We start from the raw sequence: 13610 nt of genomic DNA, 5'->3' as shown, positions 1-13610 counted from the left end.
TTCATGATAACTCTCTAAATTGAGATAAAGCTGTTTTTAGGGTACTAAAGTCTAAAATGAAAATTTATGAGGAACTGCAAAATTCTTAGAAGTTTTGTGATTTAAAAAACTTTTAGTCGGCTACTTACGTCGCTCATTTCTTCCCCATGGATGGTAGATTCCTCGCTGGAGCGTGTAACTTTAGCCGCTGGTTTTACATGTTATTAACGTTAACAGCTTGACCAGATTGAAGATAGGCTCTGACATCGGTTAAGATACCAACAAGCATTTTTTTATTCTCAGACGGTTCGACTTGTTGCCAATAACGGTCAAATAAATCAAAAAAGCACTGCCATGTTGGTTCTGCAGTATTCTCGATCCATTGTTTAAACAACTTAGCTGGCAATCCCTTTTGAATTGGCTGCTCTCGTGGAATATCTCCAGTATGATTGCTGTAGAACATCCCACTCCCAGTGAATAAAACACACAATTCTTGTAAGTTTGGAATACGTTGCTTTTCTAACAGACCAAGAAAACAGCCAGCATCTTCGGTTGGCTGCACAAGATCTTGTAGTTGCTGCATAGTTACATAGCTATGCAGACTTCCCTGTATCGGTCTTACCCTTACTTTCCTTTCGTCGCTGATTGATACCTGCTTTGGTTGAGCGACAGGTTTATCATTATGAATAAGCTTGAGAGACGATCGGGCCGTTGCTAATATTGTGATTAGCATTTGATTATTCTCAGACGGCTCAACTTGTTGCCAATAGCGGTCAAATAAATCAAAAAAGCACTGCCATGTTGGTTCTGCAGTATTCGCGATCCATTGTTTAAACAACTTAGCTGGCAATCCCTTTTGAATTGGCTGCTCTCGTGGAATATCTCCAGTATGATTGCTGTAGAACATCCCACTCCCAGTGAATAAAACGCACAATTCTTGTAAGTTTGGAATACGTTGCTTTTCTAACAGACCAAGAAAACAGCCAGCATCTTCGGTTGGCTGCACAAAATCTTGTAGTTGCTGCATGGTCACATAAGTGTGTAATCCATCCTTTATGGGGGTTACTTTTTTCAATTTCTCGCAGCTGGCTAAATCTGTTTTTGGTGAAGCCACTAGTCGCACACTTGTATCTGGCTCGATATTAGAATTGCCACTTTTTTCATCTCTGATCCTTTTACAATACCGCAGCATTTCACTGGCTTTATGTTGCCCTAGTGTTTGCCATTCTTTATTTATAAACCTCTCTACAACGCCTAAAAAATACCCCCACGACTTATCTTCTGATAAATCATCATGTATCCACAAACTTAGAATTTCGCGAAATGTACCTTCACAATCAGCTTGAAATCTTGACCTCGTTGCAAGAATTTCATCAACATTTCCCCACCATTTTCTAAAAAAAGTTCCTCACCAAAGCTTGATAACATGTCATCTTCTAACACACATAAGTTAACGTGCAAATATCTAACAGCACCTTGACTGACTCCAGTGAGGTTGATTAAATCTACCTCTTCTGCCAATGCATTTGTATAACGGACCGACTTAATTTCTGATGAACCTTCTGAGTGATTATAAGAAAAGCTGTCCAAGTAACGTTCAACTTTTACGGCTAAAACACTATTTCGATTAATTTTTAATGCTTGAATAAAATGCGCCCAATTGATTGTGTCAGTATGGTTTTCATTGACTAGCCATCTTTGTATGTAGCATTCAACCTTCTCCTCGGCACCGAGATTTCGATATTCACGTCCCAGCTTTTTAACTAACTGCCCAGTGTCATCACTCAGCAATGAAGTTACAAAACCGTCTACATTCCCTGTCGCTATCAAAGCACAAATTGGCAATTTCATTTTGAGCGGTTCATGAAGATATTTTATGGTTGCTAACGACAATTCAGGTTTTACTGTGGAAACTTCTGCTTTAACGATACATGGCACACTATGGCTCGTCGTTTTCCGAGGTGAATCTGAAACAGTTCTTGTCGGAGGAAGCGGGTATGGACTTACACATTTAGGCTCAACAGATACAGAATCAGCTTTATGGAATTGCTCAACAGAAGTTCTCTGGTTGACTACTGAATCTGAATGAAACCTCGCTTCATGACCAGTAGGGGTAAGCTTGCTTGTTGTTAGACTATAAGTATTTTCAGAATCAATTCGAGAGCGATTTCGCCCACCAAAAAGCCGACAGGTATTTTGCCAAAGACCGGCTACTTTTTGCTTTATGTTTGATGAATGAAACTCTGTACTCATCACACCACTTAATGGAATACCATACTATTAAGTGTGATTTTCTCATTATGTAGCTGAATTAAAGCTGAATAATTGTATTTTCCAAATAGCTGTACCCGCACTGAATAAAGTTAGCTTTTCAAAAAATCACTTATTACTTGGTATTAAACTATGCTTTAAATTTCAACATATTTGAAGCCTCTGCGAGATCACTTATGAAAAAATGGTTGTTCATTATGTTAATCCTTACCGCTGTCATTTTTGGTAGCGTTATCGGTTTCAATTTTTTCGTTCAGGGCAAAATTAAACAAGCGATTGCCAATATGCCTGAACCTACCATGCCAATCACAGTAGAGGTTGCACAACCCAAAAACTGGCAGTCGACCATTAAAGCCATAGGGTTTATTGAACCGATTCAGGGAGTCGACGTCTCCAATCAGTTATCTGGGCTTATCACCAAAATCAAATTCAATAATGGTAGCCGAGTAAAAAAGGGCCAAGTATTACTGACCTTAAATGCGCAAATTGAGCAAGCCAATTTAAAAAGTAAATTAGCTCAATTGCCTGCCGCTAAAGCTGATTTCGATCGATTAACCAAGCTATACCGCAAAGACTCTGTATCTAAACAAGACCTAGATAAAGCCCAAGCCAACTACCTTTCTATGAGCGCCGATATTCAAGCCTTACGAGCCACTATCGCTCAGAAGGTGATTCGTGCACCGTTTTCAGGATTAATTGGTATCACCGATGTTCACTTAGGACAGTTTATTCAATCAGGAACAAAAATAGTGCGGCTTGAAAGCGTTAAGACCATGAAAATCCGCTTTAATATTACCCAAAAGCAATTGCCTAATGTTGCTATTGGTCAATCGCTAGATATAAAAGTCGATGCTTTCCCCAATAGAATCTTTACAGGACGTATTTCAGCCATTGAACCTGCGGTGTTTTATCAAAGTGGGTTAGTTCAAGTTCAAGCGGAAATTCCCAATCACGATGAATATTTACGCAGCGGCATGTTTGCCAATGTCAATGTCATTCTTCCTCCACTTAAACAACAATGGGTTCTCCCTCAAACCGCAATTAACTTTTCTTTATATGGCAACTCAATCTACATCGTGAAAAGTCAGCAAGAGCAAGGTAAGTCAATCAAAAGGGTTTACCCTGTTGCAGTGGAGGTACTTGAGCGTCATGGCAACCTTGCCTTAGTTAAAGGCGACTTAAAAGCCGGAGAAAACTATGTTACTTCAGGCCAAGTCCGACTCAGTAAAGGCAGTAAAGTCAAAATCATTAAAGATAGAGCGTTGAATTTACCAGCTAAAATGCCAGAACTTTAATGGAGGTTTGCCATGAAATTTACTGATATTTTCATTCGCAGACCGGTTTTTTCTGTATGCATCAGCTTACTTTTGCTGTTACTGGGGTTAAACGCATTAAAAGACATGCAGGTGCGTCAGTACCCCGATATGACCAATACCGTCATCACTGTAACGACAGGGTATTACGGCGCCGATGCCAATTTGATCCAAGGCTTTATTACTCAGCCTGTAGAGCAAGCGATTGCCCAAGCCGATAATATTGACTACATGACATCGTCAAGTTCAATGGGATCTTCCACCATTACGGTGCAAATGAAGCTGAATACCGATCCAAACGGTGCCTTGGCAGACATACTGGCTAAAGTGAATTCGGTACGTTCTCAACTGCCGAAAGAAGCTGAAGATCCCACCGTAGAGATGTCTACCGGCTCACAGACCTCGGTAATGTACATAGCATTTTCCAGCGATAGTCTGAACTCCAGCCAAATCACTGATTACCTTGAACGCGTCATAAAACCTCAATTCTTTACTGTTAACGGCGTTGCTAAGGTAAACCTATTTGGTGGTATCCCCTATGGAATGCGCATTTGGCTAGATCCAGCCCGTATGGCCGCATTTAACCTTTCTGCCACCGATGTTGGGCAAGTGCTACAAGCCAATAACTTCCAGTCTGCGGTCGGACAAACCAACAGTTATTTCACCTTAATGAATGGCTCCGCAGATACCCAAACCACTTCGGTGGCTGAACTAAAACAATTAGTGATCCGCAGTGAAAAGGGAAAAATTGTCCGCTTAGGTGATATTGCCAAAGTCAGTTTGGATAAAAGCCATGATGTGTATCGTGCCTTAGTAAATGGCAAAGAAGCGGTAGTAGCTGGGATTGATGTAACCCCAAAAGCGAACCCGATCGTCGTCGCTAAAGACGTAATGAAACTCATGCCAGAACTGCAAAGAAACTTGCCACCATCAATAAAAATGAAAGTGCAATATGACTCTTCTCAAGCCATTAATGAGTCAATCGACGAGGTCGTGCAGACCATTACCGAAGCCGCGATCATCGTTATTGTGGTGATCAGTTTATTCCTAGGCTCACTAAGAGCAGTATTGATTCCCGTAGTCACCATTCCACTGTCTTTGATTGGTGTAGTACTGCTTATGAGTATGTTCGGCTTTACCATTAATCTAATGACATTATTGGCAATGGTGTTAGCCATCGGCTTGGTTGTGGATGATGCCATTGTGGTCGTGGAGAATGTTGACCGCCATATCAAGCTTGGCGAGTCCCCTTTTAATGCAGCGATTAAAGGTACACGTGAAATCGCCATGCCAGTGATCACCATGACCATTACTTTGGCCGCCGTTTATTCACCGATAGCTTTAATGGGCGGCATCACAGGCGCTTTATTCAAAGAGTTTGCTTTAACCTTGGCGGGAGCGGTATTCATTTCAGGCATTGTCGCTCTCACCTTATCCCCCATGATGTGCAGCAAAATGCTCAAAGCTCATGTCAGTCCTAATCGTTTTGAACAAGGTATTGAACGCTTTTTGACAGGCCTGAGTAATAAATACGATCGTGCATTAAGTGCGGTACTTAATAAGCGTGCCGTTATTCTTGTTTTTGCAGCCTTGGTTATGGTGTCCTTGCCTTTGATGTTTAAGCAAATCCCAACTGAATTAGCCCCTAAAGAAGATAATGGCTTAATTGTGGTGATGGCTACTGCGCCTTCTAGTGCCAACCTTGATTACATTCAAGCCAATATGGCACTGGTAGAACGCATTATTTCTGCTGAAAAAGAAACCGACGATACCTTAACCATGGCGGGCATTCCGAGTTCTAATCAAGCGTTTGGGCTTGCGCCATTAGTACCCTGGAGCCAAAGAAATAAGAGTCAAAAACAAGTTAATAAAGTATTAACCAAACAACTTAAAGACATACCAGGAATCGCCGTAACTACCTTTCAAATGCCAGAATTACCGGGAGCGGGTGAAGGGTTACCGATCCAATTAGTGATCACTTCAGCTAATGGTTTTGAGAATTTATTCACACTTGGCACGCAAGTATTAGCTAAGATACAAAAAAGCCCATTATTCGTATATTCCGATATTAATTTGAAATACGATTCGGCCACCATGAAGCTCCACATAAAACGTGACCTAGCTGGAGCGTACGGTATTACCATGCAAGAAATTGGTTCGACATTAGCGACTTTCATGAGTGACGGCTATATCAACCGCGTCAACCTAGATGGACGCTCATATGAAGTGATCCCACAAGTCGAACGTAAGTTACGTGATAACCCTGAGGCACTTGCCAACTACTATGTTAAAGCTGCCGATGGTCGCTCTATTCCATTATCCAGCTTAATTAACATCAAGGTTGTTTCAGCGCCGAAGTCTCTACCCCACTTTAACCAAATGAACTCAGTGTCTATCAGTGCCGTTAACGCCCCAGGAGTAGCGATTGGAGATGCTATCAAGTTTGTTGAAAATATCGCTAAGACTGATTTACCTAAAGGATACAGTCACAGCTATTTAGGAGAAGCGAGACAATACATTACTGAAGGCAGCGCACTTTACATCACTTTCTTACTCGCCATTGCCATCATCTTTTTGGTACTGGCTAGCCAGTTTGAAAGTATTCGCGATCCTCTGGTGATCTTAATTTCAGTGCCTCTTGCTATTAGTGGAGCCTTAATGGCTTTGGACTGGGCTCATTTAGCACAATTAGCCTCTTTAAACATATATTCACAAGTAGGGATGATCACCCTTGTTGGTCTTATCACTAAACACGGTATTTTGATGTGTGAGGTGGCAAAAGAAGAACAAATAAACCAAGGTTTATCACGCATTGATGCCATAAAACTTGCTGCTTCTGTTCGTTTACGCCCAATTTTGATGACAACCGCTGCAATGATCGCGGGTTTGATCCCTCTGCTTAATGCCATTGGCGCCGGTGCCGCAGCTCGATTTAACATTGGTTTGGTAATTGTCGCAGGTTTGGCTATCGGTACGATATTTACCTTGTTTGTATTACCAGTAATTTACTCTTATATCGCGCAACAACATAAACCATTACCTGAAGTGAACGAATAGAGAGATTAAGCATATGGTAAATGAAGCAAGCCCTCTTATCACCTCAGATGAAATACAACCACCCAATTACAGCGATGTAATGCATGGTCAACCACCACCTTATGCTATGGCAACACAACCTGTTAGTGTCGTCGGCCTCAACGACAATTCATATCGCATTGATGGTGATGAAAATAGCGATGATTATGTTTTGAATGGTAAGTGTTCTCAGTGCTTTCGTAAATTTTGGCGATCGCAAAATAGTAACGACTCTGATGGTTGTTGTATAACCATATTTTGTTGTATGCCTATCATTGTTTATGAAATTTTAGGATTAAACCAATGTTTTGCTAAATTTCAACGCTTACCTAATTCTTTTTGATAGAATCACGCTATTCGTTTTTACTGAGTACAAACTATGCTAAACCCCAAAAAAATTGAAGATATTGCTAAGCAACTTACCGAAACCATGCCAGAGCCTCTCAAGCAATTTGCTGGCGAGTTTGAGCAGAAAAGTAAGCAAGTGTTGCAAAACCAATTAATGAAGCTCGATTTTGTTTCTCGTGAAGAATTCGAGGTTCAACAGCATGTTTTATTAAAAACCCGTGAAAAGCTAGAACAACTCCAGGCTCAAGTGGCTGAGCTTGAAAAGCAAATCAATGAGCGTAAAAGCGATTAATTGTTATATTCGTTATTCAGTTACAACGATTTATAACTTGATGTGGTGGAATATTCGCTGTCTGAGCTGTCATTATCAGTCAATTTGATCCCACGTTCCGACAAAACCTGCAAACAAACCTCAGTAACCACTGGCTTCCAGTGCTCAATTTCACTTTGTGAAACCATAGTTGCAGCGGATTGAGTGTCCGCTGCTGCTCCATCTCTTATTATTACATTTACAACATTCTTAGCCTGCAGACTGGTCTTGGTAATGCTTTCCACCCAAAGTTCAAAGCCACGTTCAGTACGGAGAAACTCTGGAAATGGAAGCTCACGTATCCGATTTAGTAATTCTATATAGTCGAGCTTGCCACCTGTTAGCTCCCTAGTTGATTCTTGCGATTGTAGCTCGCGCATACTTTGACTAACTGATAGCTCTGGTACTTGAGGCTCAACATCTGCTTGAACAGTAATCGTTCGACGCACATGAGCTGGCTCAGTGGGAATAATCGGAGGTGGAGCAGACTGCTGTTGCAGACTTCTATTAGGCTCTGTAACTATTTTTAGCTGTGACTTAACCTTAGAATTCGGATTTGGTTTCTCTATTTTTTTAACGTTTGGCGTTATACCTTGCCTGTCCACAGGCCTAACCTCATCATCAAACAGTCTCGTCAAACATTTTTCAAGCAATCCACATCCTACCGCAGGAACGACTATCAGCCATGAAACAAAACAACAGGTAAGTCCGCAACATAAAAGGCAATCCTCTTGTGTCCAAGGGTCTGGATCTGGAGTAGGCTGTTGATGAAACAACTCTATAGGAACGTTTTTGGATGGCTTTGTGACGACATAGCCATCATCGTAGATGGTAGAGTCTGAGCTATTATCAACTTGGGCAGGAAGGTTGTTGAGAGCTTGACCCGCTGTAATTCGATCTGTTGTCATAAATGTAAAAGCCTGAAAAATTAGGGTTAGTATTCTTTATTTTTCAGGCCTCAACAAGTTAATTAACGTTCATCACTTATGAGGTTCATCTTTATCATCCAAGCGATTCTCAGGCTTCACTTCTTCGGACTTACGTTCGAAATCACCTTCAAATACATCGCCGTCATTTTTATATCCATCTTTTCCAAAGCCTTGTTGATAATGAAAACCAGCCTGACGATTCACAATTTGAACCTTCATCTTGGCTAAAAGGAAGTTAGCGATCGGCTTACGAGTAAACGGGGTTAAAAATAAAACACCAACGAAATCAGTAATAAAGCCAGGTAAAAAGAGCATTACACCGGCAATAGCCAGCATCATACTTTGGATGATTTCTGAGCCAGGCATCTCACCATGATCCACTTTACTTCGAACTTTTTTTAAATTCTCAATACCCTGACTGCGAACTAAAGAGCCACCAATTATGGTGGTAAGAATAATCAATGCTACGGTATTCCATGTTCCTAACACGGTACCAACGTGGATCATCAAGGCTATTTCTAAAATGGGCAGTAAAATAAAGATCCCAAGTAAAGCAAAAATCATTCGTTCTCCAAAAATCAAAACTCTATGAATAATTTATGGGGGTTATTCGGTCTTATTTCAAGTTATATGAATTAAACATAGTGTAACCTATCGGACAGAATTTATAACCTTAGGTTCAATGATGATATCAACAGATAAACAATTACACTTGCTGATCACTAGCGTAGCTGATCTCGATCAAGCCAAAACACTGGCAAAGCTACTGGTTAACAGTAAATTAGCCGCTTGTGTGCAATGTTATCCTCAAGTGAGCTCGATTTATCTATGGAAAGGGGAAATATGTGAAGACCAAGAAGTTATACTGCACATTAAATGTTTGAAAAAACATATGCCTAAGCTTGAAAAATTGATAGAAAATCATCACCCTTATGACACACCTGAACTGATCGCCCTTCCAATCGATCAAAGCTCAGAACCTTACTTGGACTGGATAAAGACGTCGACTCAGCCATGAAAAAACTCATACACACTTTTTTTGCTCTATTTATTAGTATCCCTTTAGGGTACAGCCTTACGGCTCAAGCGGGTATTTTTGATACTCAGCCAGAGCTATTGCCTGTCGAAAAAGCCTTTGATTTAGAGGCCAATCAAGCTGGCGATCAATTGAAGCTCAACTGGGTCATAGACTCAGATGGCTACTACATGTATAAGGATAAACTCAAGTTTTCGATCAAGGGTGCACAAATGGGAGCCGTACTGCTTCCTAAAGGCAAAATGCATCATGATGAGTACTTTGGTGATCAAGAGGTTTATACCAACTTTTTAGAGCTAAGCATTCCACTAAAAGACGTTACTCAAGGCGCCACGTTTTCAGTGACATTTATGGGCTGTGCCGAAGGTCGCTTATGCTATCCACCCACAACACGAACCATTGATTTAAAACCTATTACCTCGGTAGTAAAGTCGGAAGAGGCTACTACAGCGACAGAGCCAGCCAATAAAGCAGAGTCAAAACCTGTTGTAAGCGAACAAGATAGCCTAAGCCAATTGCTGTCTAACAATAACTTATGGCTGACCTTATTGATTTTCTTTGGTTTAGGGGTTGGCTTAGCCTTAACACCATGCGTCTTTCCAATGTATCCCATTCTTTCAGGGATCATTGTTGGTCAGGGTAAAAGTTTGTCATATTCCAAAGGTTTCGCATTGTCGATGGTCTATGTACAAGGTATGGCCATCACCTACTCCATCTTAGGTCTTATCGTTGCTTCTGCTGGTTTGAAATACCAAGCCGCGCTTCAGCAACCAGCAGTATTGATAGGAATAGCACTGCTATTTATTGTACTTAGTTTGTCTATGTTCGGCCTTTACGATCTTAAGTTGCCATCAAAATGGCAAGAGAAGATGAATGCGGCGTCTAATAATCAAAAGGGTGGAAACTTCCTTGGTGTCTTCGTCATGGGCGCAATTTCTGGTTTGGTTGCTTCACCATGCACCTCAGCACCATTATCAGGTGTACTCATTTACATTGCTCAAACCGGTGATTTAGTACTGGGCTTCTTTGCTCTGTATATTCTCAGCATGGGCATGGGACTGCCGCTTCTCATTATGGGAACTTCTGGCGGTAAACTACTACCACGCGCAGGTGGATGGATGAACATTATCAAAACTGTGTTTGGCTTCTTACTCATTTCTGTAGCTATTATGATGCTAAGTCGTATTTGGTCGGGTGTAGTCATTGATGTGATATGGGCATTATGGGGTATTGCCTTAACCGGTTACCTGCTGCATGAAAACCGTAAAACTGAGCATAACTGGAAACACAGTACTCGCGCTGTTTTACTTGCCATGTGCTTTATGGGGAGCTTTTCTTATGGTTTCCAGTCGGTCATGTTTAAATTAGGTTTTATCGTCCCTGTCGCTGAGCAAACGACTCCTGATCAATCAAAAGGGTTTATCAAAGTAAAAACCTTAAGTGATTTACAGCAAGAGCTAACCAAAGCTAAAGCTGCAAACAAAGCCGTGATGGTAGACTTTTACGCCGACTGGTGTGTGGCCTGTAAAGAGTTTGAACACATTACTTTTGCCGACACTAAGGTTAAAGAAAGAATGGATAACATGGTGCTAATCCAAGCCGACGTGACTAAAAACGACGATGACGACATCGAGCTTTTAGAAAACTACGATGTTTATGGTCTGCCGACATTAATCTTCTTCGACACAACGGGCAAGATCCGCGATGAATATCGCGTGACAGGCTTTATGAAACCAGAGCCATTTACTGACCATTTGGATTTACTATTGAAGTAAATTCAGTCGATACCTGAAATGATTAATGCCGAATGATTGCTTCATTCGGCATTTTTATTTTGATATTAATCGATGAAAACTGAAGAGATGATAAAGCTTCACACCGCTTTGTCACTCAGTAACACCGCTCATTATGGCATGCAATTTTGGCCATAATCCATATTTAATGGCTCGCCATAAAATTATTTTGCTGCCCTCTAGCAAAGTTCACAGCATCGGTTGCTCCTGTTAAAGAGTAAGTATTTGCCTTGCTTGGGTCATCGTTATAACTGATAGTAAATGAATAATAAGATGGGTTTGAGCTCGTAAATACGTGTAATATTCTGTCCATGTCCACAGAGTTGGAATCGACCCAACCTTTGTCATTGAAACATTGCAAACTTATTTGGAAAGAGAAAGTATACGGTGCCGCCCTAGCCAGTACTGTAGCTTGTTTGGTTTGGTTCGCCGTACACTGAGCATCATCATCAATGTAATTTAAATCACATTGATTATTACTATCGCAGACTAAAGCGAAAACTCGATCCGTTACTGGACTAGGACCCCTGTTATCACACTTTTACCGTCTGCTTGAATCACTCTCCAGTTACCAAAATATTGAGTAGAAGGTGTGGAAAAAGCAGGGGCGCTAATTGCAGCAATTAATAATAAGGTTTTCATTCAAACACTCCTAAAAGTATGATTGATGCGCTTTTAAGTCCATCTTTTTTATTACCTATAAAGTGAACAGCTCCATATAACGTCCACAGTGACACCATTAAAACTTAAAGCTAAGACACTCTCGTTTCCTTCCCCGATTTGATCTTAAATTGAGCGATGTACAAAGCTGTCTCTATTGCAGATAAATCGATGCAGAAAGTTATATATACTCGTGATACTTGAAGATGCAACTTTCAGGGCTTGTTCAGCGTTGCATTATTCTAGGCGTGAAAGTGAAGAACTAGCGGGCTAATTTAAGCTTTCACAACAAAGAAGAATCAATGCTGAAAAGCCCACGTAGTGCGAGTTTAATTGTCATTTATACTGCGTTACTTTCCCTTGTAATAGAATAACTATTACTACAGGAAAGTGCCTTGCCTAAATGGCAATTAATTCTCGCTGAAATCCTGCACCTTCAGGTATCACGAGTATAACTGCCGATTTTAAATCAAATGGTGAGATTACTTTATATAAACAAAGTATCAACAACGAATGCTGTTTTTATGAATAAACATTAATCATAAAATGCAACGAAAAAGCATACCTTATGTTTTACACTGAGCCAGTATGATGAATAATTGAAGAAGTAACCTCCAATCAAACTATTGTTCATCAACCAAACTCAGAGTGAGTTTACAGGCATCCCCCTGAGGTATGTCATGTCTCTGTGAATCCACACATAGGATGTGTTTTGTTAGGGCGAAACAATGAAGACTTTATTACTACTCGCAGCAATCACCACTCCCGCATTAGCCGTTCCAACCCCAGTAAAAACGTTTGGGGATTGGGAAGTCTTTAATATAAATGGCGTGTTAAGAGCTACTTCTGAAGCACAAAACCCCTCAGCCAATACGTTAAGGGTTTCTTGCAATCCAAGACATCACAATTGTTATATGCAATACACTCAACCCAAAGGTTGTCATTCAAATGATGAGCGCAATATCATATGGACAAGTGACACGAGTACAGAAAGCGATGGCTATATGACAAGGTGTATCAATGGACAATGGACGGATATTTCTTTTTACGAAAATTCTATACCCACTTGGTTACACAGCACAACTGGAACCTTCAAAGTAGGTTTTGCAGATGATAACACATCCATTAATACCTATAGCTTACGTGGAGCACTTAAAGCTATGCGTTATATATGGGCGAATAGAATGACAAATAACTTTAATCAAGGTTAGGGGGCGCCTCTAAAGTAGGTACAAACAATTCCGTTAATTTTTAGGTTGAATTAACAGTGTCTTGAATTTTTAGAATTTAGGCTGGTATGCATCATTTGAGCTGAGAAACTACTTCACCAGCCTGCCATTATCGCGTATTGGTTATATTATTTTTGATTAAAGTTGTTTTGCTTATTAAACATATAATTAAGTGCATCCTCCAAACCATACAAACTGTATGTATTGGTTGTTTTTTTTGAATCAGGAAAATTGACATCAATTACTGGAAACCCTTGATTGAGAAAATTGAGTAATGTTGAAACATAGGCAGGGCCTGTTAACTCCCATTGCTTCGTCTTACTGCAATAAAATAAAAAACCAGCGATGGCCGATGTGCGTGAGTTATAACCACGAACATTCACATAACGATTATCCCAGTTCGTGTTCTGGCAATTTTCTCTGGAGGGATAAGTGTAAGAAACATATCGAGTACCATCAGCATGAATACCAATAACAAAAATTCTGTTGCTGAGATTTCTCGGTATTGAAGTCGTGATGACTTCTTTACCTTTTTGAAAAACCAGCCAATCTCCGAAAACTGTTACGGGTTTGGCAGCGAAAGCTGGTGTGCTTAATGCGACCAATAAGATGAGTGATTTCATAGCAATTCTCCCTAGATAAAGTCATTGGACGTTATCAATAGAAA

General features: G+C 40.5%; 13 protein-coding genes. 7 read left to right on the top strand and 6 right to left on the bottom strand.

The annotated features are described in order from the left end of the window. Nucleotides 1-193 precede the first annotated feature (193 nt). Both D5018_RS11775 and D5018_RS11770 read right to left on the bottom strand, forming a co-directional pair. Nucleotides 194-1285, bottom strand: a complete 1092-nt coding sequence (locus D5018_RS11775) for a hypothetical protein (RefSeq protein ID WP_121839205.1) — start codon at nucleotides 1283-1285, stop codon at nucleotides 194-196. Nucleotides 1286-1287: 2 nt separating this feature from the next. After that, nucleotides 1288-2232 (bottom strand): hypothetical protein, encoded by a 945-nt coding sequence (locus D5018_RS11770; RefSeq protein ID WP_121839204.1) that lies wholly within the window; start codon nucleotides 2230-2232, stop codon nucleotides 1288-1290. Nucleotides 2233-2447: 215 nt separating this feature from the next. Here D5018_RS11770 and D5018_RS11765 point away from each other — a divergent pair, with 215 nt between their 5' ends. The 4 genes from D5018_RS11765 to ubiK are packed head-to-tail and all read left to right on the top strand — an operon-like array spanning nucleotide 2448 to nucleotide 7278. After that, nucleotides 2448-3545 (top strand): efflux RND transporter periplasmic adaptor subunit, encoded by a 1098-nt coding sequence (locus D5018_RS11765; RefSeq protein ID WP_279386886.1) that lies wholly within the window; start codon nucleotides 2448-2450, stop codon nucleotides 3543-3545. Between the two features lie 12 nt (nucleotides 3546-3557). Next, on the top strand, nucleotides 3558-6620 hold the full coding sequence (locus D5018_RS11760) for a multidrug efflux RND transporter permease subunit (protein ID WP_121839203.1): 3063 nt from the start codon (nucleotides 3558-3560) through the stop codon (nucleotides 6618-6620). A gap of 13 nt (nucleotides 6621-6633) precedes the next feature. Beyond that, nucleotides 6634-6981 carry a hypothetical protein gene (locus tag D5018_RS11755; RefSeq protein ID WP_121839202.1) on the top strand — a complete coding sequence of 116 codons (348 nt, stop codon included), beginning with the start codon at nucleotides 6634-6636 and terminating at the stop codon, nucleotides 6979-6981. Between the two features lie 36 nt (nucleotides 6982-7017). After that, complete coding sequence (ubiK, locus tag D5018_RS11750) at nucleotides 7018-7278, top strand: ubiquinone biosynthesis accessory factor UbiK (protein ID WP_121839201.1); 261 nt, start codon at nucleotides 7018-7020, stop codon at nucleotides 7276-7278. A gap of 20 nt (nucleotides 7279-7298) precedes the next feature. Here the strand turns inward: ubiK and D5018_RS11745 are convergent, their stop codons facing one another. Then, complete coding sequence (locus D5018_RS11745) at nucleotides 7299-8204, bottom strand: hypothetical protein (RefSeq protein WP_121839200.1); 906 nt, start codon at nucleotides 8202-8204, stop codon at nucleotides 7299-7301. Nucleotides 8205-8276: 72 nt separating this feature from the next. Further along, nucleotides 8277-8789 (bottom strand): FxsA family protein, encoded by a 513-nt coding sequence (locus D5018_RS11740; RefSeq protein WP_121839199.1) that lies wholly within the window; start codon nucleotides 8787-8789, stop codon nucleotides 8277-8279. A 118-nt stretch (nucleotides 8790-8907) separates the two neighbouring features. Between D5018_RS11740 and cutA the strand changes: the two genes are divergently transcribed. Together cutA and D5018_RS11730 are read left to right on the top strand one after the other, a co-directional pair. Continuing rightward, nucleotides 8908-9243: a divalent-cation tolerance protein CutA gene (gene cutA, locus D5018_RS11735; protein ID WP_243637427.1), complete on the top strand. Its 336-nt coding sequence runs from the start codon at nucleotides 8908-8910 to the stop codon at nucleotides 9241-9243. Further along, nucleotides 9240-11036, top strand: a complete 1797-nt coding sequence (locus D5018_RS11730) for a protein-disulfide reductase DsbD (RefSeq protein WP_121839197.1) — start codon at nucleotides 9240-9242, stop codon at nucleotides 11034-11036. The genes cutA and D5018_RS11730 overlap by 4 nt, the downstream gene beginning before the upstream one ends. Nucleotides 11037-11564: 528 nt before the next feature. Here the strand turns inward: D5018_RS11730 and D5018_RS22260 are convergent. Beyond that, nucleotides 11565-11696, bottom strand: coding sequence for a hypothetical protein (locus tag D5018_RS22260; RefSeq protein ID WP_279386885.1), 132 nt, complete (start codon nucleotides 11694-11696; stop codon nucleotides 11565-11567). A gap of 746 nt (nucleotides 11697-12442) precedes the next feature. On the opposite strand from D5018_RS22260, the gene D5018_RS11725 reads away from it, so the two are divergent. Further along, a complete protein-coding gene (locus D5018_RS11725; RefSeq protein ID WP_121839196.1) occupies nucleotides 12443-12925 on the top strand; it encodes a hypothetical protein in 483 nt (160 codons plus the stop codon). Between the two features lie 146 nt (nucleotides 12926-13071). Here D5018_RS11725 and D5018_RS11720 read toward each other — a convergent pair whose 3' ends face one another. Then, complete coding sequence (locus D5018_RS11720; protein ID WP_121839195.1) at nucleotides 13072-13566, bottom strand: hypothetical protein; 495 nt, start codon at nucleotides 13564-13566, stop codon at nucleotides 13072-13074. Nucleotides 13567-13610: the final 44 nt, after the last annotated feature.

The organism is Parashewanella curva, assembly GCF_003675895.1.
Taxonomy (GTDB): Bacteria; Pseudomonadota; Gammaproteobacteria; order Enterobacterales; family Shewanellaceae; genus Parashewanella; species Parashewanella curva.
This window is presented reverse-complemented; position numbering and strand designations above follow the sequence as displayed.

Excerpts from the sequence above, each read along its gene's own strand:
- D5018_RS11770 (WP_121839204.1), bottom strand. The coding sequence starts at position 2,232 with ATGAGTACAGAGTTTCATTCATCAAACATAAAGCAAAAAGTAGCCGGT.
- D5018_RS11765 (WP_279386886.1), top strand. The coding sequence starts at position 2,448 with ATGTTAATCCTTACCGCTGTCATTTTTGGTAGCGTTATCGGTTTCAAT.
- D5018_RS11760 (WP_121839203.1), top strand. The coding sequence starts at position 3,558 with ATGAAATTTACTGATATTTTCATTCGCAGACCGGTTTTTTCTGTATGC.
- D5018_RS11755 (WP_121839202.1), top strand. The coding sequence starts at position 6,634 with ATGGTAAATGAAGCAAGCCCTCTTATCACCTCAGATGAAATACAACCA.
- ubiK (WP_121839201.1), top strand. The coding sequence starts at position 7,018 with ATGCTAAACCCCAAAAAAATTGAAGATATTGCTAAGCAACTTACCGAA.
- D5018_RS11745 (WP_121839200.1), bottom strand. The coding sequence starts at position 8,204 with ATGACAACAGATCGAATTACAGCGGGTCAAGCTCTCAACAACCTTCCT.
- D5018_RS11740 (WP_121839199.1), bottom strand. The coding sequence starts at position 8,789 with ATGATTTTTGCTTTACTTGGGATCTTTATTTTACTGCCCATTTTAGAA.
- cutA (WP_243637427.1), top strand. The coding sequence starts at position 8,908 with ATGATGATATCAACAGATAAACAATTACACTTGCTGATCACTAGCGTA.
- D5018_RS11730 (WP_121839197.1), top strand. The coding sequence starts at position 9,240 with ATGAAAAAACTCATACACACTTTTTTTGCTCTATTTATTAGTATCCCT.
- D5018_RS22260 (WP_279386885.1), bottom strand. The coding sequence starts at position 11,696 with ATGAAAACCTTATTATTAATTGCTGCAATTAGCGCCCCTGCTTTTTCC.
- D5018_RS11725 (WP_121839196.1), top strand. The coding sequence starts at position 12,443 with ATGAAGACTTTATTACTACTCGCAGCAATCACCACTCCCGCATTAGCC.
- D5018_RS11720 (WP_121839195.1), bottom strand. The coding sequence starts at position 13,566 with ATGAAATCACTCATCTTATTGGTCGCATTAAGCACACCAGCTTTCGCT.